This window comes from Streptomyces sp. NPDC099050 (genome assembly GCF_044759865.1).
Classification (GTDB): domain Bacteria; phylum Actinomycetota; class Actinomycetes; order Streptomycetales; family Streptomycetaceae; genus Streptomyces.
Genome location: NZ_JBIWAE010000024.1, coordinates 82,292 through 108,042, shown reverse-complemented (window position 1 = coordinate 108,042; position 25,751 = coordinate 82,292). Strand labels below are relative to the sequence as shown.

25 protein-coding genes are annotated in these 25,751 nt (G+C 71.8%); 12 read left to right on the top strand and 13 right to left on the bottom strand.

Annotated elements, in window-relative coordinates; all coding sequences use genetic code 11:
• The first annotated feature begins 57 nt into the window (after positions 1-57).
• Positions 58-588, top strand: a complete 531-nt coding sequence (locus tag ACIQV3_RS32370; protein ID WP_403718469.1) for a GNAT family N-acetyltransferase — start codon at positions 58-60, stop codon at positions 586-588.
• Positions 589-661: 73 nt separating this feature from the next.
• Here ACIQV3_RS32370 and ACIQV3_RS32365 read toward each other — a convergent pair whose 3' ends face one another.
• From ACIQV3_RS32365 to ACIQV3_RS32340, 6 genes are all read right to left on the bottom strand, one after another.
• Complete coding sequence (locus ACIQV3_RS32365) at positions 662-1,573, bottom strand: glutaminase (RefSeq protein WP_403718466.1); 912 nt, start codon at positions 1,571-1,573, stop codon at positions 662-664.
• A 15-nt stretch (positions 1,574-1,588) separates the two neighbouring features.
• Positions 1,589-2,284, bottom strand: coding sequence for a demethylmenaquinone methyltransferase (locus ACIQV3_RS32360; protein ID WP_389436047.1), 696 nt, complete (start codon positions 2,282-2,284; stop codon positions 1,589-1,591).
• A 164-nt stretch (positions 2,285-2,448) separates the two neighbouring features.
• Positions 2,449-3,102, bottom strand: coding sequence for an imidazolonepropionase-like domain-containing protein (locus ACIQV3_RS32355; RefSeq protein ID WP_403718463.1), 654 nt, complete (start codon positions 3,100-3,102; stop codon positions 2,449-2,451).
• 7 nt (positions 3,103-3,109) lie between these two features.
• Complete coding sequence (mqnC, locus tag ACIQV3_RS32350) at positions 3,110-4,309, bottom strand: cyclic dehypoxanthinyl futalosine synthase (RefSeq protein WP_403718460.1); 1,200 nt, start codon at positions 4,307-4,309, stop codon at positions 3,110-3,112.
• A 235-nt stretch (positions 4,310-4,544) separates the two neighbouring features.
• Positions 4,545-5,495 carry a prepilin peptidase gene (locus ACIQV3_RS32345; RefSeq protein ID WP_403718457.1) on the bottom strand — a complete coding sequence of 317 codons (951 nt, stop codon included), beginning with the start codon at positions 5,493-5,495 and terminating at the stop codon, positions 4,545-4,547.
• 322 nt (positions 5,496-5,817) lie between these two features.
• Positions 5,818-6,681, bottom strand: coding sequence for a menaquinone biosynthetic enzyme MqnA/MqnD family protein (locus ACIQV3_RS32340; RefSeq protein WP_403718454.1), 864 nt, complete (start codon positions 6,679-6,681; stop codon positions 5,818-5,820).
• Positions 6,682-6,918: 237 nt separating this feature from the next.
• On the opposite strand from ACIQV3_RS32340, the gene ACIQV3_RS32335 reads away from it, so the two are divergent.
• Positions 6,919-7,122, top strand: coding sequence for a cold-shock protein (locus ACIQV3_RS32335; RefSeq protein ID WP_112451444.1), 204 nt, complete (start codon positions 6,919-6,921; stop codon positions 7,120-7,122).
• Between the two features lie 129 nt (positions 7,123-7,251).
• On the opposite strand, the gene ACIQV3_RS32330 is transcribed toward ACIQV3_RS32335, so the two are convergent.
• On the bottom strand, positions 7,252-8,055 hold the full coding sequence (locus tag ACIQV3_RS32330; RefSeq protein WP_403718448.1) for an alpha/beta fold hydrolase: 804 nt from the start codon (positions 8,053-8,055) through the stop codon (positions 7,252-7,254).
• 146 nt (positions 8,056-8,201) lie between these two features.
• Here ACIQV3_RS32330 and ACIQV3_RS32325 point away from each other — a divergent pair, with 146 nt between their 5' ends.
• Entirely contained in the window at positions 8,202-8,825 is a 624-nt protein-coding gene (locus ACIQV3_RS32325) for a TetR/AcrR family transcriptional regulator (RefSeq protein ID WP_403718445.1), read from the top strand.
• A gap of 84 nt (positions 8,826-8,909) precedes the next feature.
• Positions 8,910-9,500 (top strand): TetR-like C-terminal domain-containing protein, encoded by a 591-nt coding sequence (locus ACIQV3_RS32320; RefSeq protein WP_403718556.1) that lies wholly within the window; start codon positions 8,910-8,912, stop codon positions 9,498-9,500.
• Positions 9,501-9,582: 82 nt separating this feature from the next.
• On the opposite strand, the gene ACIQV3_RS32315 is transcribed toward ACIQV3_RS32320, so the two are convergent.
• The gene (locus tag ACIQV3_RS32315) at positions 9,583-11,328 is read right to left on the bottom strand and encodes a lytic transglycosylase domain-containing protein (RefSeq protein WP_403718443.1); all 1,746 of its coding nucleotides are present in this window, start codon (positions 11,326-11,328) and stop codon (positions 9,583-9,585) included.
• A 294-nt stretch (positions 11,329-11,622) separates the two neighbouring features.
• Here ACIQV3_RS32315 and ACIQV3_RS32310 point away from each other — a divergent pair, with 294 nt between their 5' ends.
• From ACIQV3_RS32310 to ACIQV3_RS32300, 3 genes are all read left to right on the top strand, one after another.
• Positions 11,623-12,423, top strand: coding sequence for a thioredoxin domain-containing protein (locus tag ACIQV3_RS32310; RefSeq protein WP_403718439.1), 801 nt, complete (start codon positions 11,623-11,625; stop codon positions 12,421-12,423).
• Positions 12,424-12,515: 92 nt separating this feature from the next.
• Positions 12,516-12,989, top strand: coding sequence for a hypothetical protein (locus ACIQV3_RS32305; protein WP_403718436.1), 474 nt, complete (start codon positions 12,516-12,518; stop codon positions 12,987-12,989).
• Positions 12,990-13,144: 155 nt separating this feature from the next.
• Positions 13,145-15,436, top strand: a complete 2,292-nt coding sequence (locus ACIQV3_RS32300; protein ID WP_403718433.1) for a tetratricopeptide repeat protein — start codon at positions 13,145-13,147, stop codon at positions 15,434-15,436.
• Positions 15,437-15,455: 19 nt separating this feature from the next.
• Here ACIQV3_RS32300 and ACIQV3_RS32295 read toward each other — a convergent pair whose 3' ends face one another.
• Positions 15,456-15,863 (bottom strand): ATP-binding protein, encoded by a 408-nt coding sequence (locus ACIQV3_RS32295; protein WP_403718552.1) that lies wholly within the window; start codon positions 15,861-15,863, stop codon positions 15,456-15,458.
• A 139-nt stretch (positions 15,864-16,002) separates the two neighbouring features.
• Here ACIQV3_RS32295 and ACIQV3_RS32290 point away from each other — a divergent pair, with 139 nt between their 5' ends.
• Both ACIQV3_RS32290 and ACIQV3_RS32285 read left to right on the top strand, forming a co-directional pair.
• Positions 16,003-16,872, top strand: a complete 870-nt coding sequence (locus ACIQV3_RS32290; protein WP_403718430.1) for a Scr1 family TA system antitoxin-like transcriptional regulator — start codon at positions 16,003-16,005, stop codon at positions 16,870-16,872.
• Positions 16,869-17,117: a DUF397 domain-containing protein gene (locus tag ACIQV3_RS32285; protein WP_403718428.1), complete on the top strand. Its 249-nt coding sequence runs from the start codon at positions 16,869-16,871 to the stop codon at positions 17,115-17,117. The genes ACIQV3_RS32290 and ACIQV3_RS32285 overlap by 4 nt, the downstream gene beginning before the upstream one ends.
• An 83-nt stretch (positions 17,118-17,200) precedes the next feature.
• Here the strand turns inward: ACIQV3_RS32285 and ACIQV3_RS32280 are convergent, their stop codons facing one another.
• The 3 genes from ACIQV3_RS32280 to ACIQV3_RS32270 all read right to left on the bottom strand — a co-directional run bounded on the left by ACIQV3_RS32280 (position 17,201) and on the right by ACIQV3_RS32270 (position 20,598).
• On the bottom strand, positions 17,201-17,536 hold the full coding sequence (locus ACIQV3_RS32280) for a hypothetical protein (protein WP_403718425.1): 336 nt from the start codon (positions 17,534-17,536) through the stop codon (positions 17,201-17,203).
• Positions 17,533-18,054, bottom strand: a complete 522-nt coding sequence (locus ACIQV3_RS32275) for a DUF6232 family protein (protein ID WP_403718421.1) — start codon at positions 18,052-18,054, stop codon at positions 17,533-17,535. The genes ACIQV3_RS32280 and ACIQV3_RS32275 overlap by 4 nt, the downstream gene beginning before the upstream one ends.
• Before the next feature lie 753 nt (positions 18,055-18,807).
• Positions 18,808-20,598 (bottom strand): AMP-dependent synthetase/ligase, encoded by a 1,791-nt coding sequence (locus tag ACIQV3_RS32270; RefSeq protein ID WP_403718419.1) that lies wholly within the window; start codon positions 20,596-20,598, stop codon positions 18,808-18,810.
• A gap of 119 nt (positions 20,599-20,717) precedes the next feature.
• Between ACIQV3_RS32270 and ACIQV3_RS32265 the strand changes: the two genes are divergently transcribed.
• Entirely contained in the window at positions 20,718-21,734 is a 1,017-nt protein-coding gene (locus ACIQV3_RS32265; RefSeq protein WP_403718417.1) for an AraC family transcriptional regulator, read from the top strand.
• A 134-nt stretch (positions 21,735-21,868) separates the two neighbouring features.
• Positions 21,869-23,521 carry a hypothetical protein gene (locus tag ACIQV3_RS32260; RefSeq protein WP_403718415.1) on the top strand — a complete coding sequence of 551 codons (1,653 nt, stop codon included), beginning with the start codon at positions 21,869-21,871 and terminating at the stop codon, positions 23,519-23,521.
• Positions 23,522-23,782: 261 nt separating this feature from the next.
• Here ACIQV3_RS32260 and ACIQV3_RS32255 read toward each other — a convergent pair whose 3' ends face one another.
• The gene (locus ACIQV3_RS32255) at positions 23,783-24,253 is read right to left on the bottom strand and encodes a hypothetical protein (RefSeq protein ID WP_403718413.1); all 471 of its coding nucleotides are present in this window, start codon (positions 24,251-24,253) and stop codon (positions 23,783-23,785) included.
• A gap of 288 nt (positions 24,254-24,541) precedes the next feature.
• Here ACIQV3_RS32255 and ACIQV3_RS32250 point away from each other — a divergent pair, with 288 nt between their 5' ends.
• Entirely contained in the window at positions 24,542-25,708 is a 1,167-nt protein-coding gene (locus ACIQV3_RS32250) for a lipase family protein (protein WP_403718410.1), read from the top strand.
• Positions 25,709-25,751 lie beyond the last annotated feature (43 nt).

Here is a 25,751-nt window from a genome sequence, read left to right as displayed (position 1 = left end):
GCACAAGACCTGTGCAGTCTATGCAGCGAGAGAGATCGCGATCCGAAGGGCTGCCCTGTGACCACCTCGCCGACCCGGCCGCTCCCCGCCGTCCAGCTCCGTGTGCCCACGGACGAGGACGCGCACGCCTGGCACCGAATCTTCCGCGACCCCGACGTCATGGAGTTCCTCGGCGGCCCCGCCGAGCTCTCCTTCTACGAGGAGTTCACCGCCCGGCAGCGGCTGCACGACGCCCGGCTCGGCTTCTGCCTGTGGACCCTGCTCGACGGGGACGGGGAGGTCATCGGATTCACCGGGGCGCAGCCGTGGCCGGAGTCGAAGGGGTGGGGGCCCGTCGGGGAGATCGAGATCGGGTGGCGGCTCGGGCGGTCCGCGTGGGGGCGGGGGTACGCGTACGCGGCTGCGCTGGCGACGCTCGAGCGGGTGCGGGGGGCCGGGGTGCCGGAGGTGGTGGCGATGATCGACGATGTCAACGTCCGCTCGATCGCGGTGGCGGAGCGGCTGGGCATGACCCTGGCGGACCGCTCCCCGGTCCCGGGCGGCGCCCGCGTCGCCCGCCGCTACGCGCTCACCCTCCAGCCCACCTGACCCCGCTGCGCGGAGCCGCCCCCTCCGCCGTTGCCCGGCCGCGGGTGGTCCGCTGCGCGGGGCGAGGCCCGCGTCAAAAAACGCTCAGGCCCGTCAGGGTCGTGAAGCGGTCCAGGGCGGCGACCGCGGCAACGGAGTTGCCCTGGGTGTCCAGGCCGGGGCTCCACGCGGCCAGCGTGCACGCGCCGGGCACGACCGCGACGATGCCGCCGCCGACACCGCTCTTGCCGGGCAGGCCGACCCGGTAGGCGAACTCCCCCGCCGCGTCGTAGGTCCCACAGGTCAGCATCACCGCGTTGACCTGCTTCGCCTCGCTGCGCGTGAGGAGCCGCGAGCCGTCCGCGCGCAGCCCGTGCCGGGCCAGGAAGCGGCCGGCCCGGGCCAGGTCGGCGCAGCTCATCGTGATGGAGCACTGCCAGAAGTAGTGCTCCAGCAGCATCGGCACCGGGTTGTCGATGTTCCCGTAGGCGGCCATGAAGTGGGCGAGGGCGGCGTTGCGGTCCCCGTGTGCCTGTTCGGAGGCGGCGACCTCCGCGTCGAAGGTGACGTCCGGGTTCTGGCTCTCCTCCCGGAGGAAGCGCAGCAGTTCGCTGCTCGCGTCGCCCGTCAGCGTCTGGAGCCGGTCGGTGACGACGAGCGCGCCCGCGTTGATGAAGGGGTTGCGCGGGATGCCGTTCTCGTACTCCAGCTGCACCAGGGAGTTGAAGGGGTTGCCGGAGGGTTCCCGGCCGACCCGCTCCCAGAGGCTGTCGCCGCCTTCGGCGAGCGCGAGGGCCAGCGCGAAGACCTTGGTGATGGACTGTGCGGAGAAGGGGGTCTCGCAGTCCCCCACTCCGAACACGTTGCCGTCGAGGTCGGCGATGGCCATCCCGAACTGCCGGGGGTCCACGGACGCCAGCGCCGGGATGTACTCGGCGGTGGTGCCGCTGCCGATCAGCGGGGCGATGTCGGTGGCGACCTGCTCCAGCAGGGCCTGATAGTCCATCTCCGGTGCCTCGTACTACGCGTGCTTGGTGCCGCGGTGCAGGGCCACGATGCCGCCGCTCAGGTTGCGCCAGGCCACCTTGGACCAGCCGGCCTTCTGCAGCAGGCCGGCCAGCGCCGGCTGGTCGGGCCAGGCGCGGATGGAGTCGGCGAGGTAGACGTACGCGTCGGGGTTGGAGGAGACCGCGCGGGCCACGGGCGGCATCGCGCGCATCAGGTACTCGGTGTACACGGTCCGGAAGGGCGCCCAGGTGGGCTGCGAGAACTCGCAGATCACGACCTGGCCGCCGGGCTTCGTGACCCGGTACAGCTCGCGCAGGGCGGCATCGGTGTCCTGGACGTTGCGCAGGCCGAAGGAGATGGTGACGGTGTCGAAGACGTCGTCCTTGAAGGGGAGCTTCGTCGCGTCGCCGGCCGTCAGCGGGAGCCAGGGGTTGCGCTTCTTGCCCTCGCGGAGCATGCCGAGGGAGAAGTCGCAGGGCACGACGTACGCGCCGGTCGCCGCGAAGGGGAGCGAGGAGGTGGCCGTGCCGGCGGCCAGGTCGAGGACCAGCTGCCCGGGGCGCGCGCCGACCGCCTTGGCGACCTCCTTGCGCCACAGGCGGGCCTGCCCGAGGGAGAGGACGTCGTTGGTGAGGTCGTAGTTCGCCGCCACGCCGTCGAACATGGAGGCGACTTCGTGCGGCTGCTTGTCCAGGGAAGCGGATGTCACTGGCGTGGGCCCCTCGGGTGCGGTGCGGATGGTGCCTGCGAATGGTGCCTGCGAATGGTGCGTGCGCATGGTCCGGCAGCGGTTCGGCAGGGTCCTGCGGACCGCCCCGCCATTCTCGCAGGCCCCTCGTCCCCCGCATCCGGTCGTCCCCCGCGTCCGGCGGCTCAGCGGCGGCGGTGGAGCAGCCTGCCGCCGATGACCGTGGCCACACAGCTCGTCGGGCCCTCCACCAGCAGCTCCGTCGGACCGGGCACCGCGAAGACCGCGAACCGCGCGGGAGCGCCCGGCTCCAGGACCCCGTGGAAGGCCTCCTCGGCGGCGGTCCGGCCGGCCAGCGGGTCCAGGGAGGCGGGCCCCTCGTAGGGGGCGGGCGGGACGACGGTGAGTCCGGAGCGGACCACGGCCGTCCGGACGGCCGGGCTGGTGAACCGGCCGGCCACCGCGACCACCCCGCGGGCGAGGAGCTTCTGCGTGCCGCGCCGCGCGCTGTTGCCGCGGCGCGGCTCGGTCATCTTCAGGTCCGCCAACGCCTCGGCGCCGCTGATCGGTTCGGTCCCGAGCTCGGTGATCTCGTAGGGGTCGTCCGGGTAGTACGTGCGCTCCAGCAGCTCGTCGCCGCCGCGCACCAGCAGCCCCGGGGTCAGCACCCCGGGCCAGCTGCGGGCGCGCGCGTGCGGATAGGCCGCGGCGAGCTGCTCGTACGGGCCCACCCGGGCGATGCGGTCGCCCTCGACCAGGACCGCGCCGCCGGGCATCGGGGCGGGTCCCTGGCCGGAGGGCCCGGTCACGAGGAGTTCGGCGGTGTGGATCGTCAGCACGGGCGCGTCAGTTCGTGCTGATGAGCTTCAGCTCGGGGTGGGCCGTGCCGCCCTCGATGGCGGTGGAGGAGATGTGCGAGACGACGCGGTCGTCGACCGGGTCGTTGGCCGGGTCGTCGTGCACGAGGAGGTGCTCGTACGTCGTGGCGCGCTGCGCCGGGACGCGGCCCGCCTTGCGGATCAGGTCGATGATCTCCATGCGGTTGGAGCGGTGCTTGGCACCGGCCGAGGAGACGACGTTCTCCTCCAGCATGATCGAACCGAGGTCGTCGGCGCCGTAGTGCAGGGAGAGCTGGCCCGCCTCCTTGCCCACGGTGAGCCAGGAGCCCTGGATGTGGGCGACGTTGTCGAGGAAGAGCCGCGCGATGGCGATCATGCGCAGGTACTCGAAGACGGTCGCCTGGGTCCGGCCCTTGAGGTGGTTGTTCTCGGGCTGGTAGGTGTACGGGATGAAGGCGCGGAAGCCGCCCGTACGGTCCTGCGTGTCCCGGATCATCGCGATGTGCTCGATGCGCTCGGCGTTGGTCTCGCCGGTGCCCATCAGCATGGTGGAGGTGGATTCCACGCCCAGCCCGTGAGCGATCTCCATGATCTCCAGCCAGCGCTCGCCGGACTCCTTGAGCGGGGCGATCGCCTTGCGCGGCCGCGCCGGGAGCAGCTCGGCGCCGGCGCCCGCGAAGGAGTCGAGACCGGCGGCGTGGATGCGCTGGATCGCTTCCTCGGCCGACACCTTGGAGATCCGGGCCATGTGCTCGACCTCGGACGCGCCGAGGGAGTGGATGACCAGCTGCGGGTAGGCCTGCTTGATGGCGGAGAAGTGGTGCTCGTAGTACTCGACGCCGTAGTCCGGGTGGTGGCCGCCCTGGAACATGATCTGCGTGCCGCCCAGCTCGACGGTCTCCGCGCAGCGGCGCAGGATGTCCTCGAGGTCGCGGGACCAGCCCTTCTTGGTGTCCTTGGGGGCCGCGTAGAAGGCGCAGAACTTGCACGCCGTGACGCACACGTTGGTGTAGTTGATGTTGCGCTCGATGATGTACGTCGCGATGTGCTCGGTACCGGCGTAGCGCAGCCGGCGGGCCGCGTCGGCGGCCTGGCCCAGTGCGTGCAGGGGCGCGTGGCGGTAGAGGTCGAGCGCCTCTTCCTGGGTGATCCGGCCCCCAGTGGCGGCTCGGTCGAGGACTGACTGGAGAGCGGCCTGGTCGGTCACCGGTGCGTCACCTTTCGGCTGTGTCGTTCGGCTGGCGCCCGGCTGCGGTCGAGATTCCCGGACCGATCCAGCCTACGCCAGCACCCGCGGCTCCCGGCCTGGCCCCCTGCGGGATGTCCCGAAGGGCCCGGATCGCGGAGCGGGATCGCGGCCCGCCTCACGGCACCGGATCGCGGCCCCGCCTCACGGCGCCGGGTCGCGGCCCCGCCTCACGGCGCCGGGTCGCGGCCCCGCCTCACGGCACCGGTCCCGCGCCCAGGACGGGGCCGGACCCGAGGTCGAGCCCTAGTCCCAGGCCCAGGCCCGCGTAGATCACGCCCGCGAGGGCGCCGCCGGCCATGAACGGCCCGAAGGCGAGCGAGGCCCCGCGCTCCACCCGGCGCAGGGCGACCAGGGCGTACCCGTGCACGGCCGCCGCGACGAAGGCGGCGAGGCTACCCGCGAACAGCACGAACCACCCGTACCAGCCCAGGACCTGCCCCACGGTCAGGGCCAGGGTGACGTCGCCGAAGCCCATGCCGGGCGGGTGGATCAGGTGGAGGACGAGGTACACGGACCCGAGGGTGAGCCCCCCGAGCAGCGCGCGGGTCCAGGATCCGCCGGTACCGGTGAACAGGGCGGCCACGCCGAGTGCGACCGCGGTGGTGGCGGCCAGCGGCAGGGTCAGTACGTCGGGCAGCCGGTGCACGGCCCGGTCGACGAAGCAGAGCAGGACGGTGAACGGCGCCAGCAGCAGCCAGGCGACCAGCTCGGGCCGCGCCCCGACCCCGGCCCCGAGCGCGAGACACACCAGGACGGTCGCGAGAGCGGCCCCTCCGACGGGCGCGTAGCCACCCCGCCGGCGGGGCCGGTGGCGTGGTTCGCCGTCCGGTGCCGGTGGCGGTGCCGGGACCAGTGCCGGGACCGGTGCTGGTGCCGGGACCGGTGCCGGGTCCGAAGCCGGGGCAGCGTCTGAAGCAACGTCCGGGGCCGCGCCCGGGGCCGCGTCCGAAGCCCGATCGCACCGGGGGCAGACCGGCAGGCCCAGCCAGCCTCCGGCCGGGCCGGTCAGCGGGTGGCCGGCCGGGCAGGCCGAGCGCCAGGGCAGGCCCACCTCGACGGAGAGCCGGTAGGCGGCCCGGGGCAGGAGGAGGCCTGCCAGCGCGCCCCAGAGCATGACCCCGACCACGAATCCTGCGATGCCCATGTCAGCTCTCGCCCCCGCCCCGCCCCACCGCATCTTGGCGATGGACGGTAGCAGGGGCGGTCGTCCCCCACAGGGCCCGTCGGGCCTCCGCACTCGCGGGCAGCGACGGCGGCAGCGGCGGCAGCGCTCGGTCCGAAGCCGGCCGGCATCTGCTCCGGGGCCTGCTGGGCCGGGCCCACGAGGGGGTCGAGGACCGGGGCGGTGGGGCGGGGTGGTGAAAGGGGAACGCATTCGCGGTAAACGGCGGCGGGGCCGGCATTCACCTTTTGCTCCATTCCACTCCGCGGAATGGAGCAAAAGGTGAATGCCCTCATAAGCCGCGCTAATGGCCCGGAACGCCCACCGGGAGGAGCTCCACCTTCACATCGGGCGCATAGCCCGTCGTGAGTCCCGTCCGCCGCGCGAATTCACGTACGCCCGCCAGTTGGTCGGCGCCGAAGCGGAAGTCGAGCGTCGTGAAGTAACGCTCCAGGAGTTCCGCGTCGAAGGCCTCCCAGCGGGCCGCCTGCTCGGCGACCTTGGCGACCTCCTCCAGAGATACGTCCCGGGAGGCGAGGAAGGCCTCGTGGACCTTCCGCACGACCTCCGGCTCCCGCTCCAGGTAGTCCTTGCGGGCGGCCCAGACGGCGAAGACGAACGGCAGGCCCGTCCACTCCTTCCACATCGCCCCCAGGTCGTGGACGGCGAGCCCGAGCCGGGGCGCGTCGTGCAGCGAGGCCCGCAGCGCGGCGTCGCCGATCAGCACCGCCGCGTCCGCCTCCTGCATCATCACGCCCAGGTCGGGCGGGCAGGTGTAGTAGTCGGGCCGCACCTCGTACTTCTCCGCGAGCAGCAGCTGTGCCAGGCGTACGGACGTTCGCGAGGTGGATCCCAGAGCGACGCGGGCGCCGTCCAGCTGGTCCAAGGGGACCTGCGAGACGATCACGCAGGACATGACGGGACCGTCGCAGCCGACCGCGAGGTCGGGGAAGGCGACGAGGTCGTCCGCGTTGCGGAGGAACTCCACGAGGGTGATGGGACCGATGTCCAGGCCGCCCTGGACGAGGCTCGCGCTGAGCTTCTCCGGGGTGTCCTTGGTCAGCTCCAGGTCCAGCAGCGTGCCGGTTCTGGCCAGCCCCCAGTAGAGGGGCAGGCAGTTCAGGAACTGAATGTGGCCGACACGGGGCCGGCTGCGATAGACGTCCACATCGCGAGACTAGCCCCCGCGTCTCCGTCAGCCGTCTGGCGGGTCTCAAACGTCCGAGTGACGTGATCTTTCCCTCTGGTCTCGGCCGGGAGGTGCGTGCTAGGCTCGACGCAAGTTGCAGTTTGGTTTCCCTTGCAGTACGAGGCCTGCGGAGAATGTGACCCGCGGGCTTTTGTAGTTTTCAGACTTCTTAGCAGGTTCTGGAGCAGGGCGACCCTTTGGCCCATAGGAGGGCTCATGGCTACCGGAACCGTCAAGTGGTTCAACGCTGAAAAGGGCTTCGGCTTCATCGCCCAGGACGGCGGCGGCCCGGATGTCTTCGTCCACTACTCCGCGATCAACGCCGCCGGCTTCCGCTCCCTTGAGGAGAACCAGCTGGTGAACTTCGACGTCACCCAGGGTCCGAAGGGCCCGCAGGCGGAGAACGTCACCCCGGCCTAGTCGCCTGGGCCAACCAATCGCGGTTGGATATGCAGTACCCAAGGAGCCCTGTCTTCTCTGCGCGAGCAGAGTCGACGGGGCTCCTGCCTTTTCCCGTGCGCACGCACGGGCACGCGCCCTAAGACGGGCTCACGCCCGCTCCCCGGTGGTGAAGAAGCCGGACAGGACCGGGGCGAGGAGTTCGGGGGCGATGGTGTGCTCCTCTCCGGGGAAGACGTGGAGGGCGAAGTTCCCGCCCAGGGCCGCCAGCTCGCGCGCGCCCGCCAGCATGTGCGGTGCGCCCGCGTCCCCGCTGCCGACCAGGACGGGTACGGTCACGGACTTCCAGCGGTCGGCGGGCAGCGGCCGGCCGGACATGGTGTCGCCCATGACCTGTCCGTCGTAGGCCAGGGTGCCGGCGCCGGCCTCCATGCCGGCCCAGAAGGGCGCCTGGCGCATGCCGGCGACGACTTCGGCGGGCATGCCCACGGCCGCGGTCATGAAGTAGGCCGCGGCATCGCCGTACGCCCCGCGCTCCACGAGTTCCGTCAGGTGGGCGACGTAGTCGGCGGGCAGCGGCGGGCGGCTGTCGTCGGTGATGAAGGGCGGCTCGTACAGGGCCAGCCGGGAGACGGCGCTGCCCCGGGCCACGGCCTCCAGGGCCAGTACGGCGCCGGAGGACATTCCGAACAGCATGGCCTCGCCGCCCGCGCGCCCGATCAGCGCGTCCAGGTCCTCGACCTCGCGCTGGACCTCGTACGCCGCGCCGTCCCCGCTGTCTCCGCGGCCCCGGCGGTCGTAGGTGATCACGGTGCAGTGCTCGGCGAGCAGGGCGGCGAGGGCCGCGGAATCACCGCGCGCCATGAAGGCACCGCCGACGAGCACCACGACGGGGCCCGAGCCCTGCTGCTCGTAGGCGATGGCCGTGCCGTCTGCGGAGAACACCTTGTCCATGGGAAGCCACTCCAGAAGTCTGCGCGGTACGCCGGACCGGGAAGCCCTGCGCTTCGGAACTAGACCGTACAGTACTCACATGAGTACTGGTCAGTCCAGTACTGTTTCCGGAACGGACGAACGAGACGGATGGAGAGGTGTCGGTGATGGACAGCCGTTCAGCGCGCAAGCACGAGGCGATCCTGGAGGCCGCGACCGGCGCCTTCCTGGACAAGGGGTACTCGGGGGCGAGCATGGACGACATCGCGAAGCTGGCCGCGGTGTCCAAGCAGACCGTCTACAAGCACTTCGCAGACAAGGAGAAGCTCTTCGCCGAGATCGTGCTCGCGACCACCGACCGGCTCGACACCACGATCGACCTGCTGGCCGACATCCCGACCGACGCGGCCAACCTGGAGGAGAGCCTGACCCGGCTCGCCCGCCAGTTCCTGACCACCCTCACCCACCCCCGGGTCATCCAGCTGCGGCGCCTGATCATCGCCAACGCCGACGTCTTCCCCGACCTGGGCACCGAGTGGTATGAACGTGGCTTCGAACGCGGGCTCGCCACGCTGGCGGCGACCTTCCGGCGCCTGGCGGACGAGGGGTTGCTCCGCGTCGACGACCCCGTGCTGGCCGCCAACCACTTCTCCGGCCTGCTGCTGTGGATCCCGGTGAACAAGGCCATGTTCACCGGCCGGTCCCAGTACACCGATGCCGACCTCGACCGGCACGCCGCCGCCGGCACCCGCGTCTTCCTCGCCGCCTATCGCGATCGAGGCCGGAACTAGGGCTCCTAGGCTTGCGCCTAATGATCCGAGTTGTAGCCTAGGGGCCTTAGGGACAACGGGGAGGATGGCATCGTGGGCGTACGAATGGGGCTGACGGCCGAGAAGGTGACCGCCGTGGGGGCCGAGGTGGCGGACGACGTCGGGCTGCACCGGTTGACCATGGCGCAGGTCGCGCGACGGCTCGGGGTGCAGGACGCGAGCCTCTACGCGCACGTCCGCGGCCTGGAGGACCTCCGCGGGCGGATCGCGCTGCTGGCGACGGACGAGAAGACGCTGCTCATCGCGGAGGCGACGGCGGGGCTCGCCGGAAAGGACGCGCTCCTCGCGTACGCCAACGCCTGGCGGGAGTACGCCCACAAGTTCCCCGGCCGGTACGCGGCGACCCAGGCCCAGGCCCCGGCCAAGATCGATCCCGAGCTGGCCGCGAAGGCCGCCGGGCCGCGCCGCGCGATCGCGCTGACGTACGGCATGCTGCGCGGCTACGGACTCGCGGAGCCCGATCTGACCGACGCGGCCCGGCTGCTGCGCAGCACGATCCACGGGTTCGTGGCCCTGGAGTCCTCGGGCGGTTTCGCCCACGCGCGGGAACCGCAGGCCTCCTGGCTCTGGTCCCTCAACGCCCTTGACCACCTGCTGAGGCAGCGCAGCGCCGTCCGCAGGGCGAACTGCGCGTGAGGCCACGCACCCCGCCGAGTTCGGCGGGGTGCTCCGGCAGGCCTCCCGGGACCGGACCTTCGGGTCCTAGGCCTTGCGGGTCCTAGGCCTTGCGGGTCCGCTGCTCGGTCGCCGGCGGGTCGGTCGGGTCGGTCGGGTCGGTCGGGTCGGTCGGGTCGGTCGGGTCGGTGACCGGGGGCTCCGGCGCGGTGACGGTGATCTCCAGGAAGAGCACCACCTGGTCCGAGATCCGCACGCGGAGCGTGTACGGGCCCGCGGCGACACCCGTGGTGGACAGCTCCGGCAGGGCGATCCTGCCGTCCGCGCCGGTCGCCGGGAGCGCCAGCTCCGTCAGCTTCTTGCCGTCCTTGTCCAGGAAGTACGGGGTCTCCCCCGCCGTGGCCGGGTCCGCCGGGACCCACTTCCCGTCCTTGTCCCTGGTGCCGATCACGGCCGTGGCCTTGGCCCCGGCGACCGGCTTGTCCTTCGCCGTCGCCAGGAACTGCACGCCCTTGATCCCGGTGCCGGCCACCGCGGTCAGCGGCTTGCCCGCGTTCTCGTCGCTGCGGATCAGCTGGTCCGCCTCGGGGACGGGGACCGGCTTGGCCGGGGTGACCTTGCCCTCGATCTTCACGGAGACCTCGGCCGAAGCCGCGTAGCCCGAGGCGCGCAGGGTGAACTCGCCCGCCTTGCGGCCCGCCTTCAGCTTCGGGACCCGGACCAGGCCCTTTTCGTTGGTGCGCAGGACCGCGAAGTCCTTGCCGTCGGCCGCGAACACGGTGTGGCCGGTGCTGTCTTCGTCGACCGAGACCACGATCACCTGGTCGACGGCCGGCATGCCGTCGGTCAGCACCGCCTTGATGAGCGGGGTGCGCGGGAACTCGGTCCCGGCCTCGGCCGTGAGCTCCCGCGTGCCGATCCTGACCAGCTTGTCCAGGATCGGGGTGGGCTTCGGGGGCTTCGGCGGCGTGGGGGTCGGCGTCGGCGTCGGGGTCGGCGTGGGAGTCGGCGTGGGGGTGGGAGTCGGCGTGGGCGTCGGCGTGGGGGTCGGCGTCGGGTTGTTGCCGGCCGGCGGGTTCGCGACCGGGGTCGTGCCCTGGCCCGCCTGGTACTGCCGCATGTAGCCCAGCACGGAGTTCACGTACGCGCGCGACCTGTTGTAGCTGAGGATCGCCTCGTCGAGGTCGCCCGCCTTGGTGAGGTTGCGCTGACCCGCGCAGAGGTAGAGGCCGGCGCCCAGCGCCGCGTCGTAGATGTTGTTCGGGTCGCGCTTGCCGTCGGCGTTGCCGTCGGCGCCCCAGGTGGACCAGGTGGAGGGGATGAACTGCATCGGGCCGACCGCGCGGTCGTACTCCGAGTCCGCGTCCCACTCGCCCTTGTCGGTGTCCCTGATCTCGGCGAAGCCGTTGCCGTCCAGGCGCGGCCCGCGGATCGGCTTCTCGGTGTACCCGTCCGCCTTGAGCCCGTAGCCGGAGGCGTGCACGGACTCCACCCGGCCTATGCCCGCGAGCAGTTGCCAGGGCAGGTGGCAGCCGGGGAGGGCCGCGGCCACCGAGATCCCGGCACGCTTGTAGGCGTCGAGGGCGGTCGCGGGTATGCCCGCGGTGGCCCCGTCGGGGCTGGCGGCGCCGGGAATCGCCGGCGGCGGGTCGGCGACCAGGTCCGGGAGCTCCAGCCGGGCGTCACCGCGATCGGTCGCCTGGGGGCTGTCGGGGGTCGGCTCGGCCTCCCCCGCGCCCGCGATCGGCGTGTTGGTCACGACGGCGGCGGTGGTCAGGGTGGCCGCGAGGGCGGCCGTGCACACGACTTTGCGCGAGGTGTTGACGAGGTGACGGTGAAGCGGCTTCACAGTGCGGCGATCCCCCCAGATCGGTGGCCGGTCCGGGCCCCCGTAAAACGTAAATAACTCACATGTCGCTCCGCGCGCCCCGTACTGCTCGGCGCGGACGGCCGCGATCAGGCCGTGGAGGTTAACTGTCTATCAGTTCTTCGCCCGAGACTCACCGGCGCCCCGGGAGATGTGGCCCACCATTCGCCTTCCCTTCACAGGACCTTGCCCGGATGCCGACGAGGGACTTAGGCCCCTGCCCGATTCGCACCAATGGCACCTACTTGAGCGCTCTACGATCTTTATCCTTGGGGAATGGCAACCAGCAAGAAGGACCAGCGGCCCGAGGCCCGGACACGGATGCGCGAGGAGCGCGAGGCCCGGGCCCGGCGCGAGAAGCTGCGCGGGCGCGTGCTGATCGGCGGCGCGCTGGTCGCCGTACTGGCCCTGGCCGTCGGCATCGGCCTGTACGCGGCGAACTCCTCGGACTCCGGCGACGAGGCGGCCGGCAAGCCCTTCGTCCAGCCGGCCAACACCACCGGCAAGGACGGGATCGTGATCCCGTACGGCAAGGCGGACGCGAAGAACGTCCTCTCCGTGTGGCTCGACCCGCGCTGCCCCTACTGCGCGGGCGTCGAGATCGGCCTCGGCAAGACCATCAAGGAGCAGGCCGACGCGGGCACCTACCGCGTCGAGTACCACTTCGCCACGTTCCTGGACAAGGCGCTGGGCGGCGGCAAGGGCTCCAAGCGGGCGGTGAACGCGCTGGGCGCGGCGGCGAACGAGAGCCCGGAGAAGTTCATGGCGTACCTCCAGGTGCTCTACAAGAACCACCCGGAGAAGGAAGCGGACGACAAGTTCGGCTCCACGGCCACCCTGCTGGAGCTCGCGGACCAGGTCCCGGGGCTGCGCACGCCCGCCTTCAACAAGGCGGTCAAGGAACTCACCTACATGCCGTGGGTGGAGAAGGTCGGCCAGGCCTTCTACGACCAGGACATGCAGGGCACGCCGGACGTCTCCATCAACGGCAAGAAGCTCACCGTGAACTCGGGCCAGGGCATCGACTCGATCACCCCGGACGCGTTCGAGAAGCTGATCACCGAGAACCTGAGGTAGCACCGCGCATCCGGTAAGACAGCCTGGAACCAACGGCCTTGGCCCGGCGTTTCCCTGGACGTACGGGATCCGGGAACCGGGGGTGGTGCGAGGTGCTGGCCGAATCACTGGCGGCGTTGGCCGCGGCGGGAGGCGCCGCGGTCGTGCAGGCCGCGACGACGGACGCCTGGACGGAGCTGCGCGACCGGGTCGCGCGGTGGTTCGGGCGGGGCGACGGCGAGCTGGAGCGGGTCCAGCTGGAACGGCTGGACCGCAGCGCGGCGGAACTCGTGGCGGGGGCCGGGTCGGAGCAGGAACGGGCCCTCCAGGCGACGGTGTGGCGGACCCGCATCGAAGACCTCCTGGAAAGCCTGCCCGACGACGCGGAGCGGGAGCGCGCGGCCGCAGGGCTACGGGCCCTGCTGGAGGACACCGCGGCGGCCGGCGCGATCTCGGCCGGAGCCGGCGGCGTGGCCGCCGGGCGGGACGTCAGCGTGAAGGCCGAGGGCGGATCGATCGCGGCGGCCGTGCTGCACGGGGGCGCGCACATCGGCCCCCCTCCGGTGCCGGATCCGGCCCAGGGCTGACCGGACCGGCGTTCCCAGGCCTCCCCACCACAGCGCCACCGGCCGGTGGCGTACACGTCCACGCCGGTCAGGGCAGCCTGGCGGCGCACCACATCGGCCAGGTCACCTACCAGGCCGCTCCCCGGCATGCCGTCTCCTGGCCGCACCAGGTCGGGGTGATCCCCCGCCGGGCCGGTTCGTTCCAGGACCGGGCCGAGGTCCGGCAGCTGCGCTCCGCCGCCGAGGGTGGCGGAACGACGGTCCCGTGCCAGGTCCTGGCCGGCATGGGCGGGGTGGGCAAGACCCAGCTCGCGGCCGACCACGCCCGCCGCGCCTGGGCCGACGGGCAGGTCGACCTGCTCGTCTGGATCACCGCCGCCACCCGCCAGGCCGTCATCGACGCCTACTCCCGGGCCGCCGCCGACATCCTCCACACGGACCCCGCCGACCCGGAGCGGGCCGCGCAGGCGTTCCTCGCCTGGCTCGAGCCCGCGCCCGGCCGTCCCCGCTGGCTGATCGTCCTGGACGACGTGGCCGACCCGGGCGACCTGCGCGACCTGTGGCCACCGGCCCATCCACGGGGCCGGACCCTGGTCACCACCCGCCGCCGCGACGCCGCCCTCGCCACCCACGGCCGGCTGGTCCCGGTGGGCCTGTTCACTCCCGCCGAGGCCACGGCCCACCTCCACCAGGCCCTGGCCGCCCAGGGGCGCGACGAACCCGAACCGAACCTCGCCGCCCTCGCCGAGGACCTCGGCCACCTCCCCCTCGCCCTGTCCCAGGCCGCCGCCTACCTCATCGACACCCACATCACGGTCGCCCGCTACCGTGCCCGCCTCGCCGACCGCGCACGCCACCTGGCCGACCTGCTCCCCGAGCCCGGCGCCCTGCCCGACGACCAGGCGACCGCCGCGGCCGTCGCCTGGTCCCTGTCCGTGGACCGCGCGGACGAACTCCGCCCGGCCGGCCTGGCCCGCCCCCTGCTCCAGCTCGCCGCGATGCTCGACCCGAACGGGATCCCCGACGAGGTGCTGACCGGTGAACCGGCCCTCATGTACCTCACAGCCCTCCGAGCCTTCCCATACAGAGACAGCCCCACCGCAGCACCCCCCAAGGTCACCGAGGAGGAGGCAACCGGCGCGCTGCGGGCACTCCAGCGGCTGAGCCTGATCGACCACTCCCCCGCAGAAGCCCACCAAGCCGTACGCGTCCACCAGATCGTCCAACGGGCCATCCTCGACCCTTTCTCCCCCGCCCGTCGAGACCTGCTAACACGCATTGCAGCCAACGCTCTGACGGCCGCGTGGCCCGACACCGAACGTGACACCGGCCTGGCTAGCGCCCTGCGCGCCAACACCACCGCTCTGATTGCCCACGCCGAAGGCGCGCTGTACCGGCCCGATGCCCACGCGGTGTTGCACCGCCTCGGCCAGAGCCTCGGGTACGCGGGCCAAGTAGCAGCCGCGGTCCAGCACCTCCAGCAGGTCACGAACACCGCCAACCACTGCTTGGGCCCGGACCACCCCGATACGCTCGCCAGCCGGTCCAACCTCGCTCTCTGGCGTGGGGAGGCGGGGGACACGGCCGGGGCAGCAGACGAGGGAGCCGCTCTGCTGGCGGACCGGCTGAAGGTGTTGGGGCCCGACCACCCCGACACACTCACCACCCGGTCCTTCCTCGCCCGATTGCGAGCGCGGGCAGGAGATCCGGCCGGGGCCGCAGAGGAGGGCGTCGCCCTGCTGGAGGACTACCTGCGCGTGCTGGGCCGCGACCACCCTCACACCCTTACCACCCGGAACAACCTCGCCATCTGGCTCGGCGAGGCGGGGGACCCCGCTGGCGCCGCTGCCGCTCTCGCTGCCCTGGTGGAGGATCACCTACGGGTGCTGGGCCCCGACCACCCCAACACCCTCAGCACACGGAACAACCTGGCGGGCTGGCGCGGGAGCTCAGGCGATCCGGCCGGGGCCGCCGCAGAGTTCACCGCCCTGCTGAAGGACCACCTGCGGGTACTGGGCCCCGACCACCCGATCACCCTCGCCACCCGGTTCAACCTCTCCCACTTGCGCGGCAAGACAGGAGATCCCGCCGGAGCGGCAGATGAGACCGCCGACCTGCTGGAAGACCGACTGCGCGTGCTCGGAGCGGACCATCCCGACACTCTCGACACCCGGGCCGTCCTCGCCCGCTGGCAGGGAGAGGCAGGCAACCCCGCGAAGGCCGCGTCCGCACTTGCCGCGCTGCTGGATGATCAGTTGCGGGTACTGGGACCGCACCACCCGGCCACCCTCGTCAGCCGGTCCAACCTCGCCTTCTGGCGCGGGGCATCGGGGAACGCGACCGGAGCTGCTGCCGAACTGACCGTCCTGCTGCAGGACTACCTGCGGGCGTTGGGACCGCACCACCGCGCCACCCTCACCACCCGGGCCAACCTCGCCCACTGGCGCCGAGAGGCGGGGGAGCGATGACGCCCGCCGCTCCCCACACTCACAGGCAGGCCCACACCGTCTTCCCCGGCCCGCCCGACGCCCTCGGCGCGACCCCCCACTCCCGCGCCAGGGCCCGTACGAGCACCAGCCCGCGCCCGCCCTCCGCCGACCAGGGGTCCACGGCCGCCTCCGCCTCGGGCGGCAGCCGGTCCCCCCGGGCATCGCTCACCTCGATCCGGACCCGCAGCCCGTCGTAGCCGAGCCGCACCTCGAAGTCCCGTCCGGGCACCCGCCCGTGCAGCACGGCGTTCGCGGCCAGCTCCCCCACCACCAGCTCGACGTCGTCCGCGAGGGCGCAGCCGTGCGGAATCCCCCAGGCGGCGAGCTGCACCCCGGCCAGCCGCCGGGCCAGCCGGGCCCCGCGCGGGGTGGCGGAGAGGCGCTGCCGGAACTCCACCGGTGCCATGTCACTCAAATCGGTCGTCACCTCACCGAGCGTGGCCGGTCCGCCGTACGCTTTCCAGGAACGGCGGCGCTACGGGGAACCCCCGTAGGACCGGCGGCGGTTGCGTGTACGGGTAGTACGGGCGAGGGCGGTTCAGCGTATGAACGACCTGTCGGAGCGCGAGGAAGAGCCGGAACGGCCGGTGGAGGTCGACGGCACCGCGTACCTCTTCAAGGCACTCGGCAAAATGATCAAGGTGCTACGGGAACGGGCGGGCCTCCAGCAGAAGGAGCTCGCGGCGCTCGTGCACGTGGGAGAGGACCTGGTGTCCTCGATCGAGCGGGGCGTACGGACACCCCAGCCCGACTTCCTGGAGAACGTCGACAAGGCGCTTGGCGCCGGGGGCGTCCTGAACGCGGCCATCCCGGACGTGAAGGAGGCGCTGAAGCGGGCACGGACCCGGCACCCGGATTGGTTCCGGGACTACGCGAAGGCGGAGGCCGCCTCCAACGCCATCCACGACTACAGCCACCAGGGCGTGATGGGCATCCTTCAGACGGAGGGGCACGCGCGGGCCGTCTTCGAGAAGCGGCGCCCGCTGCTGAACGAGGCGACTATCGAGAAGCGGCTCGCCGACCGACTGGACCGCCAGCAGATCTTCGAACGGTGGCCGTCACCCACCTTCAGCTTCGTCCTCGACGAAAGCCTTCTGCTGCGCCCGGTGGGCGGCCAGGTCGTCCACGAGGGCCAGCTCCGCCGGTTCCTGGAAATCGGACGGCTGCGCACCGTGGAGCTTCAGGTGATGCCGTTCAGCAGGGGTGAACACGCAGCTATGGGAGGCTCGTTCAGCCTTCTCCACCCCAAGGGGCGTCAACAGATCGCCTACACAGAGAACTACGGCCGCCCCAACCTGGTCACCGATCCCGAACAGGTCCGGATCTACAGCGAGCGCTATGGGATCATCCGGGCACAGGCACTCACGCCCCACGAGTCACTGGCCCTGATCGAGAAGTTGCTGGGAGAACTATGAACACCACACACCTGGCCTGGTTCAAGAGCAGCTACAGCGACGGCGAAGGCGGCCAGTGCCTCGAAGTCGCCTTCGACTGGCGGAAGTCGAGCTACAGCAGCGGTGAAGGCGGCCAGTGCGTAGAGGTCGCCAACTGTGCGCACTCCGTCCACATCCGGGACTCCAAGGTGACCGCCGGCCCCCAGCTGGCCATCGCCCCCGGGGCCTGGGCCGCGTTCCTCGGCGGGGTCACGGAAGAGGCGTAGGGCAAAGGGGGCCACTCCCCGTGGCCCCCTCGCCTTCCGTTCGCCTTCCGTTCGCCTTCCGCTTCGGCCTTCCGCTTCCTCCTTCAGCCCATCAGGGCCTTGACCGCCGCGATCACCGGAACTCCGGCCTCTCCCACGAGCGTGGCAATTCCGGAGAAGGTCGCGAGGATTCTGCGAAATCTCCCCTCGGGGGGATTCCCCTGGAGTTCCTCCACCGCCGCGTCGATTTCCGCGCGATCGCTCTCGTCCAGGTGCTGCCTCATCGCCTGGACTTCTTGGAGGAGCTTTTCGAGCGCCGAGGCCTCCGGCGGAGTTCCGCCGACGTATTTGCCTCCGGCCACGATGTCTCCGGAACCGCTGTGCGTGGCGCGTCCGATGCTTCCGTCGCCGGACTGCGTGTAGCTGTCGCCGGCCGTCACCGGCCACCTCCCCGGATGTCTCCGGAGCCGCTGTGTTCGGCCCGGCCGATGCTGCCGGCGCCGTACTGCTTGATCTGGTCGCCCATGACGGCTTCCTTGATGTTGATGGTCACCGGAGGGGCGTTGGGCCGCCCGATGGCCTTGGTGATCTCGAAGACCAGGTTCTCGATCTCGGCGCGGTCCAGGGACCACACCGCCTCCCGCTGGATGCCGGAGGTGTTGAGGACCAGGCCGTAGACCGGGGGCCTGCTGATGACCTTCACGAGCTGCCAGACCAGCAGCCCGAAGACGGCGACCGCGATGACTCCGGCGACGTTGCCGAAGATGGCCACCGCGATTCCGCCGATGACGAGGCAGAGGAAGGCCCGGCCGATGAACCGGCGCCAGGCCGCCCCCTTGTCCACCTCCAATACGCGCTGCCCCACGTGGGAGATGTTGTGCAACGGATACGCCTCACCGTCGACCCACAGCACGCCCTCTTGCACACGGACTTGGACCGTCGAATTACTAACCGCCATTTCGCGCCCCCCTGGCTCTTTTGGCGTTGACGGCTCGAAGTGTAGGGCGGTGCCGACCGGCCAAGTAGGGATTGGACCATTTCGACTTAGTCATGATCCATGCCACATTCCACTTGACACGCGGCACGGCGGAATACCGGGTTCCCCTGCGGCCGGACTCTGGCCGCACGACGCCCTCCGGCTCAGCCTGAGCCCACACGGATAGGGGTGGGCCTGTTCGTGACGTACGTCGGGCTGCCGGCCGCAGGCCTACGGGTGCGGTGGCCGCGGCCGCGGCGCCGGCGGCGGCCTGACGGCGGGACCCCGGCCCAGGGGGAAAGTCACCCCCGGGCCGGCTTCCCCGGGCTTGTGCCAAGTGCCGGGCGCGCCCAGCGCGTGCGTGAGCGGCATCTGCCTGAGCGGCACCTGCCTGTGCGGCACCTGCCTGTGCGGCTGTCTGACGCGCCCACCGCCCCTGAGGCCCTTCCCCTCCGCGTGTGCGAATGACCGCCGCCCGGAGGGGGCTGCGCATCTCAGACGGGCCCGCTCCTCCCGCTCCTCCCTCCCGGCCGTTCCCCGGGGGGATCCCGGAAGTCTTGTGGCGTTTCGGGGTGGGTCGGTCGGTCAAGGGTGGCCGAAGGCCATCGCGGAGCGACGCGACCGCAGGGAGCGCCCTTGAGGGACCGGCCCGCACCGAAAGGACACTGGACTGCCGGGCTCCCCCCCGGACCCCACGCAGCCAAGGAACGACCCCCACCTACCCACCCCCACCCCCTACCCGTACAGCTCCTCGATCTCCCTCGCGTACCGCTCCGCCACGGCCCTCCGGCGCAGTTTCAGCGTCGGGGTGAGGGTGCCCGCCTCTACGGTGAACTCCCCCGGCAGGACCCGGAAGGCGCGGACGCGGGCCGGGCGGGAGACCGTGGCGTTGGCCGCCTCGACCGCTTCCGCGACGAGGGCCCGTACGGCAGGGTGGTCGCCCGGGGCGGCCGGGTCCAGGGCCACCGACTCGCGTACGGCCCAGGCGGCGATCTCCTCCGCGTCCAGGGTGATCAGGGCCACCGGGTGCGGGCGGCGGTCGCCGATCATGACGGCGCGGGAGACGTAGCGGGAGCGCTGTACGGCGAACTCCAGCTCGGTGGGGGTGATGTTCTTGCCCGCCGAGGTGATGATCAGCTCCTTCTTGCGACCGGTGATGTGGAGGTAGCCCTCGGCGTCCACCTCCCCCAGGTCGCCCGTGTGCAGCCAGCCCTCCCCGTCCAGCGCCTCCGCCGTCGCGGTGTCGTTGGCGTGGTACCCGGGGAAGATCATCGGCCCCCGGGCCAGGACCTCCCCGTCCCGCGCGATGCGGACCTCGCACCCGGCGATCGGGCGGCCCACCGATCCGTAGCGGACCCCGTCCGGGTGGTTGAGGCTGATGACCCCGCCCGACTCCGTCATGCCGTAGCCCTCGAAAACCGCGATCCCGCAGGCCCGCAGGAAGTCCAGGGTGGCCGGGGCGATCGGGGCGCCGCCCGTCAGCGCCCATTTCAGGCGGCCCCCGAAGGCACCCCTGACCAGGGAGTACAGGGATTTCTCGGCAGCCTCGTACGCGGCCATGACCTCGCGGTCCTCCGCCGGCAGGCGGCCCTCCGCGGCCAGCAGCCCCAGCCGGACCGCCTCCGCGAAGCGGGCGCCGCCGCCCTCCTGGGACTCCGCGAGGGACAGGACCACCGAGTGCAGCTTCTCGAACAGGCGGGGCACGGAGGGCAGATGGGTCGGCCGGGCCTCGGCGAGCTCTCCGATGACGTCCTCGATCCGGCCGCCGAAGTAGCAGAGCTCCCCGCCCTCCAGGAGGGTGGTGAACTGGATCAGCTGAGCCAGCAGGTGCGCGAGCGGGAGGTAGAGGTACGTGGAGCTCCCCGGCCCGCCCTTGACCAGCGGGAGGGTGGCGTCCTGGATCGCGCCGAGGTTGGCGTGCGTGAGGCGGCAGCCCTTGGGCAGGCCGGTGGTGCCCGAGGTGTAGACGATGGAGGCGTCGGCCGCGGGGTCCACCGCGGCGGCCCGGGCCAGGAGTTCGGCTTCGGGCGCCGGGCCGGGGAGGGCGCGCAGCCCGTCCATCTCCACCACCGCGCGCAGCGCCGGGAGCTTCGGACGCAGCGCCTCCACCCGGGCCGCCTGCGCGGGGTCGTCGCAGACGACGACCACGGCGGCGGAGTCCGACAGCACCCAGGCGAGCTCCTCCTCCCCGGCCGTCGGGTACACCGGCACGAGGACGGCTCCGGCGGCCAGGACTCCGAAGTGGGTGTACGTCCACTCCGGCCGGGTCTCCGCGAGGACCGCGACGCGCTCGCCGGGGGCGACCCCCAGGCCGAGCAGGGCGCGGCCGGACTCCCGCACCCTGGAGCGGAGTTGACCGTAGGAAACGGCCTCCCAGCGGCCCTCCCCACCCTTGTACCGCAGCGCGGTCTCGGCGGCGTACCGCTCGCCCGTCCACTCCGCGAACAGCCCCAGCGTGCGCGGCCGCACGGCTCCGTCCACTTCGCACTCCGGGTCGATCGGGTCCACCAGGTCCATCGGGCTCATCGGGCTCGCCTCCCCCTCGGGTCGTACCGATGACGCTAGGCACCGGGAGGGCGTCCGCGGCATGACCGGAAGCGTCACCCCCGCTGACCTCAGCGCTCATTGCGGCTACCGTCGGACCCATGGGGAGGCGGACGGTCACCGTGCACCACGTGCGTGCCGTGCTCGCGGGGGCGCGCGGCCGCGGGCTCGACATCGTGCCGCTGCTCCAGGAGGCGCAGATTCCGCCGCTGCTGCTGGGCGACGACCGGGCGCGCGTCACGCCCGCGCAGTTCGCGCGGCTGTTCCGGGCGCTGTACCGGGTCACGCAGGACGAGTTCCTGGGCCTGTCCACGGTCCCCAGCCGGCCCGGAACCTTCGCGATGATGTGCAGGGCCTCGCTCGGCTGCCGCGACCTCGGCGCCGCGGTGGAACGCTCCGCCACCTTCTACGGACTGTTCCCGGGCGGGCCGGAGCTGTCGCTCGAAGTCGCGGGCGGGCAGGCGTGGTTCGCGGTGCGCAACGACTTCGCGCGGGACGAGGAGCGCTTCCTCACCGAGTGCGTGCTCGCCATCTGGCACCGGCTGAGCAGCTGGCTGATCGGCCGGCGCATCCCCCTGGCCCGCGCCTCCTTCGCGTACCCGGAGCCGCCGCACGCGCAGGAGTACGAGCTGCTCTTCGACTGCCCGGTCCGCTTCGGCGAGGCGCGCACGGGCGCGGCCGTGGCCTTCGACGCACACTGGCTGACGGCCCCGCTGGTACGGGACGAGCCCGCGCTCGACGCGATGCTGCGGCGGGCCCCCTTCGACCTCCTCTCCCGGCCGGCGTACGGGACCACGGTCGCGGAGCAGGTCCGCCGGAGCCTGACCCAGGCCCTGCGCGGCTCACCGCGCCTGCCGGAGCTGGGTGAGGTGGCGGCCCGCCTGGCGGTGTCCCCGGCGACGCTGCGGCGGCGGCTCCAGCAGGAGGGCACGTCCTTCCAGCAGCTGAAGGACCACGTACGGCGCGATGCGGCGATCGCCGGGCTGGCGGAGAGCCGCGAACCCATCGCGGAGCTGGCGGCCCGCCTCGGCTTCTCGGAGGACACGGCCTTCCACCGCGCCTTCCGCCGCTGGACGGGCACCACGCCGGGGGCGTACCGGATCGCTTCGGGGGGCTAGGAGCGCGCGCGTACGAACAGACCCGCCCGCGTACGAACGTACCCGCGTACAACCATCGGACGGGGTGGGCGGTCCTATCAGCGATCTGTCCGCTGATAGGACCGATCGCTGCTGAGCGGATCCCTGGGGGACACATGAAGAAGCGCATCCTTGCCCTGCTGTGCACGGCGACAGCCGTGGGGGCCGTCATGGCGGTGCCCACGGCGGCCCACGCCGCGGACCCCCACCAGTGGCTGAAGACCGTGATGGAGGACGAGAGGGTCGTCCTGGACTTCGGCACCATGGAGCAGCCGGCGGGCCTCAAGGTGCACGTGCGCAAGAAGGGCAAGACCGAACGGGTCGCCACCGTCGCGAGCTTCGACTCGAGGGACGAGTGCTATATCGAATGCCATATCGGCGGCGTAGAGTCACGGCTCTTCCTGACCGACCCGCTGAAGCTCCCCGAGCTCGGGGAGTACACCGTCGACGTGGAGTACGACGGCACCGGGGGCGAGCCCGTCCTCCGCCAGGACCAGGCTGCCGTCAACTACCGGCTCCGGCCGGTCTTCGAGAACGTGGACGTCTCGAACGAGGTGTCGCTCGCGCGACCGAAGACGGTGGTCTCGGGCGACATCAAGATCCACGACCCCCGCGACGACTCACGGAAACCGATCGCGGGCGGCACGATCACACCCCGGTTCTGGTACGACCCCGCCACCACCTCGTTCACCGCCGACGCGAAGGGGCACTTCGAGTACAAGGTCGCTTACACGGGCACCGAGGAACTTCACACGTCCGAAGCCGAGCTCGAATACGGGTTCCTCTTCTCGCCCATCTTCCTCGAGACCACGCTGAACGGCCTCAAGGCAGAGGAGTTCGTACGGGTCGCCGCCAACCGCACGTCGGCGCGCATCGCCCTGGACTCCTCGAAGGCGACCGGCGCCTACGCGACGCGGGGCAAGGTCAGCGGCACGGTCACTTGGAAGGCCGCCGACGGCACGTGGAAGCCGGCACCGGCCGGCACCCGAGTCTCGGGTAGCGGGTCGAGCCCGGCCACGACGGACATCGCCGGCCGGTTCACCCTGTCCCCCACCTTCCACAAGGACGGCACGTGGAAGATCAATGAATCCTCGGACTGGCTGACCGCACCCGAGCAGTCCGTGACGGTCGACACGACGGCGGGGACCCACTTCCGGAACCACAGGGCCTCGGTGGACGCGAAGAAGACCGTGTCCGTGTACTCCGCCTTCGAGCGCAGGCAGATCCCGGCCGGCACCACCTCCCTGAAGGTGGAGATCCAGCACTCGGTGGACGGCAAGACCGGTTGGACCACCCGCAAGAGCGTCGACGTCCCCACCAAGCCCGGCACCAACCCGCTGGCTTACGTCGACACGACCCTGCCCTACCCGGGCGCCGGCCACATCCGCCTGCGGTACGCGGGCACGAAAGCCATCCACGGCTGGACCACCGCGGCGATGAAGGTCGCCCGGACCATGACCGCGATCCCCCAGTTCAACGCCTCTCCCGAGCCGGTCAAGAAGGGGCAGCCGCTCACTGTCACCGGCAAGCTCAACCACTCCGACCCGACCTGGAAGCCCCTCGCCGGACAGACCGTCCACTACTACTTCCGCCCGTCCGGAAGCACCACCTGGAAGCTCATGGGCGACTCCAAGACCGCCGCCGACGGCACCTTCACCAAGGCATTCACCGCCGACCGGACCGGCTCCTGGACCGCCCGCTACGAGCAGACCGACGAGACCCACTTCTACGCGGAAAGCCGCATCGACGAGGTCATCGTCAACCCATAGCCGATCGACGGCCACCGGGTGCCGCTCGGCACCTGGAGCGTGAACAGGCCGCATTCACAGCCGCCTTTGCCGCCGCGGCGGAGCAGTCCGTCGCGGCGGCTGCGGCGCAGGTGTTGCCCGCGCAGGAGCGGCAGGCGTTCATCTCACAGCTGCGGCAGGCGGAGGCGGCGCGGGCGCTCCGGGTGCCCGTCGCGGGACGGCCGTCGCGCCGGACGGTGCGCTACAGGGGGGTATGGGGTGGGGCGTGGGCCGTCCGGGCTGTCAGGGCCGCCTGCGCGCCGGCGCCGGCACCAGCCCCAGCGCGGCGAAGAGCACGACGGCCACGCCGACCACGGCCGCGCCCACCGCCGCCAGGTGGAGCACGACGATCCACCGGTCCGGCCTGCCGTACGCCCGGCCGCCCAGGACGCGGGCCTCGCCCTTGAACACCGGCCCGGTGCTGTCGCGGTAGACCACCTTGTTCGAGTGCAGCGTGCCGGTCCGGACCTGCCCATCGGAGGTCCACCGGGTGCCCTCGCACGTCATGAGGTCGCGCTTCCCACGGCCGCGACCGTGCATCTCACAGCTTCCCGGGAGCCGGACATCGACGACCCGGTCGCCGAAGGTGAAGGCCACACCCCAGCCGGTGGGCAGCTGGGGGGCCATTCCGAAGAAGAAGAGCGCGCCGATGCCGATCCCCGTGAGGGCCAGCCCCGAGGCCACCCGCTTCCCGAACTTCCGCATGCGGGTCACGACCGCCACAACTCCCCCAAATGGTGCGTCCGCGCCATGTCCGTTGGTCCGCATGGCTGAATTCCACCCCGAGTATCGCTCGTCCGTGCCGCCCCCGCGGCCCCGCCGACAAGGTGGGCGGGGCGGACCGGCGGCTGCGGACCGGGCGGCGGACCGGGCGGCTGCGCACCGGGCGGCTGCGGTCCCGGGCCAGGAAAGCTGAGCTGTGCGGTCAGCGACGTTCCTACCGGTCGGTCACTACCTTCTCCTCACCCACCACCCCCACCGGACCCTTGGGAGAGCCGCCCCATGCGCATCCGAAGCTCAGCACTCGCCGCAGTGGCCGCCCTGGCCCTCTCGGCCGCGACCCCCACCGCCGCCACCGCCACCACCGCCCAGGCGGAGGAGGCCGCCGCCGCCCGCCCCGGCGACATCGTCAGCAGCGCGCCGTCCGCCTTCCACCCGCTGCCCGGCCAGCCCACCAACACCAGGGCCTGGAAGATCCACTACAACTCGACGACCGCCGACGGAGCCCCGAACGTCGTCTCCGGCACCGTCATCGTCCCGCAGGACGGCCGCACCGGCCCGCGCCCCCTGATCACCTACGCCGTCGGCACCGTCGGCATGGGCGACTCCTGCGCGCCGAGCAACAACCTCCCGTACGGCACCGCCATGGAGGCCAACCTCATCCAGCAGCTCACCCTGCGCGGCTGGGCCGTCGTCGTCACCGACTACGAGGGGCTCGGCACCCCCGGCACGCACACCTACACCGTCGGCCCCTCCGCCGGCCACGCCGTGCTCGACGCCGCCCGCGCCGCCACCCGCCTCCCCGAGGCCGGGCTGTCCGCCCAGACGCCGGTCGGCATCATGGGGTACTCCCAGGGCGGCCAGGCCAGCAGCTGGGCCGCCGAGCTACAGGGCTCGTACGCACCGGAGTTGCAGGTCAAGGGCACCGCGACGGGCGGGGTCCCGGCCGACCTGCTGAAGGTGGCCGACTTCAACAACGGCTCCTACGGTTCCGGCCTCATCTTCATGGCCGCCGCCGGCCAGGACGCGGCCTTCCCGGAACTGAAGCTCGACTCCTACCTCAACCCCGCCGGGAAGCTCCTGGTCGGCGCCATGAAGACCAACTGCGTCGCGATCGACGCCATCGCCGGCTCCTTCAAGCGGATCTCCGACCTGACCACCCGCAACCCGCTCGCGCAGCCCGACTGGCAGGCCCGCCTGAACCAGAGCAGGCTCGGGCGCACCGCCCCGGCCGCGCCGGTGTTCCAGTACCACGCGCTCGCCGACGAGCTCATCCCGTACGCCGTCGGCAGCCGGCTGCGCTCCGACTGGTGCGCGCGGGGCACGAACCTCGAGTTCGACACCATCTGGATCGGCGAGCACGTCAGCGGGGTCATCACGCAGTCCCTGGCCGCGGGCAACTGGCTCGCGGACCGGTTCGCGGGCCGCTCGACGCACCCGAACTGCTGACCTGGCAAAGGCCGTTGCCGCTGCCCCGCCCGGAAGGGAGCCG

Excerpts from the sequence above, each read along its gene's own strand:
- ACIQV3_RS32365 (WP_403718466.1), bottom strand. The coding sequence starts at position 1,573 with ATGGACTATCAGGCCCTGCTGGAGCAGGTCGCCACCGACATCGCCCCG.
- ACIQV3_RS32345 (WP_403718457.1), bottom strand. The coding sequence starts at position 5,495 with ATGGGCATCGCAGGATTCGTGGTCGGGGTCATGCTCTGGGGCGCGCTG.
- ACIQV3_RS32335 (WP_112451444.1), top strand. The coding sequence starts at position 6,919 with ATGGCTACCGGAACCGTCAAGTGGTTCAACGCTGAAAAGGGCTTCGGC.
- ACIQV3_RS32330 (WP_403718448.1), bottom strand. The coding sequence starts at position 8,055 with ATGGACAAGGTGTTCTCCGCAGACGGCACGGCCATCGCCTACGAGCAG.
- ACIQV3_RS32325 (WP_403718445.1), top strand. The coding sequence starts at position 8,202 with ATGGACAGCCGTTCAGCGCGCAAGCACGAGGCGATCCTGGAGGCCGCG.
- ACIQV3_RS32320 (WP_403718556.1), top strand. The coding sequence starts at position 8,910 with ATGGGGCTGACGGCCGAGAAGGTGACCGCCGTGGGGGCCGAGGTGGCG.
- ACIQV3_RS32310 (WP_403718439.1), top strand. The coding sequence starts at position 11,623 with ATGGCAACCAGCAAGAAGGACCAGCGGCCCGAGGCCCGGACACGGATG.
- ACIQV3_RS32295 (WP_403718552.1), bottom strand. The coding sequence starts at position 15,863 with ATGGCACCGGTGGAGTTCCGGCAGCGCCTCTCCGCCACCCCGCGCGGG.
- ACIQV3_RS32290 (WP_403718430.1), top strand. The coding sequence starts at position 16,003 with ATGAACGACCTGTCGGAGCGCGAGGAAGAGCCGGAACGGCCGGTGGAG.
- ACIQV3_RS32285 (WP_403718428.1), top strand. The coding sequence starts at position 16,869 with ATGAACACCACACACCTGGCCTGGTTCAAGAGCAGCTACAGCGACGGC.
- ACIQV3_RS32275 (WP_403718421.1), bottom strand. The coding sequence starts at position 18,054 with ATGGCGGTTAGTAATTCGACGGTCCAAGTCCGTGTGCAAGAGGGCGTG.
- ACIQV3_RS32270 (WP_403718419.1), bottom strand. The coding sequence starts at position 20,598 with ATGAGCCCGATGGACCTGGTGGACCCGATCGACCCGGAGTGCGAAGTG.
- ACIQV3_RS32265 (WP_403718417.1), top strand. The coding sequence starts at position 20,718 with ATGGGGAGGCGGACGGTCACCGTGCACCACGTGCGTGCCGTGCTCGCG.
- ACIQV3_RS32260 (WP_403718415.1), top strand. The coding sequence starts at position 21,869 with ATGAAGAAGCGCATCCTTGCCCTGCTGTGCACGGCGACAGCCGTGGGG.
- ACIQV3_RS32250 (WP_403718410.1), top strand. The coding sequence starts at position 24,542 with ATGCGCATCCGAAGCTCAGCACTCGCCGCAGTGGCCGCCCTGGCCCTC.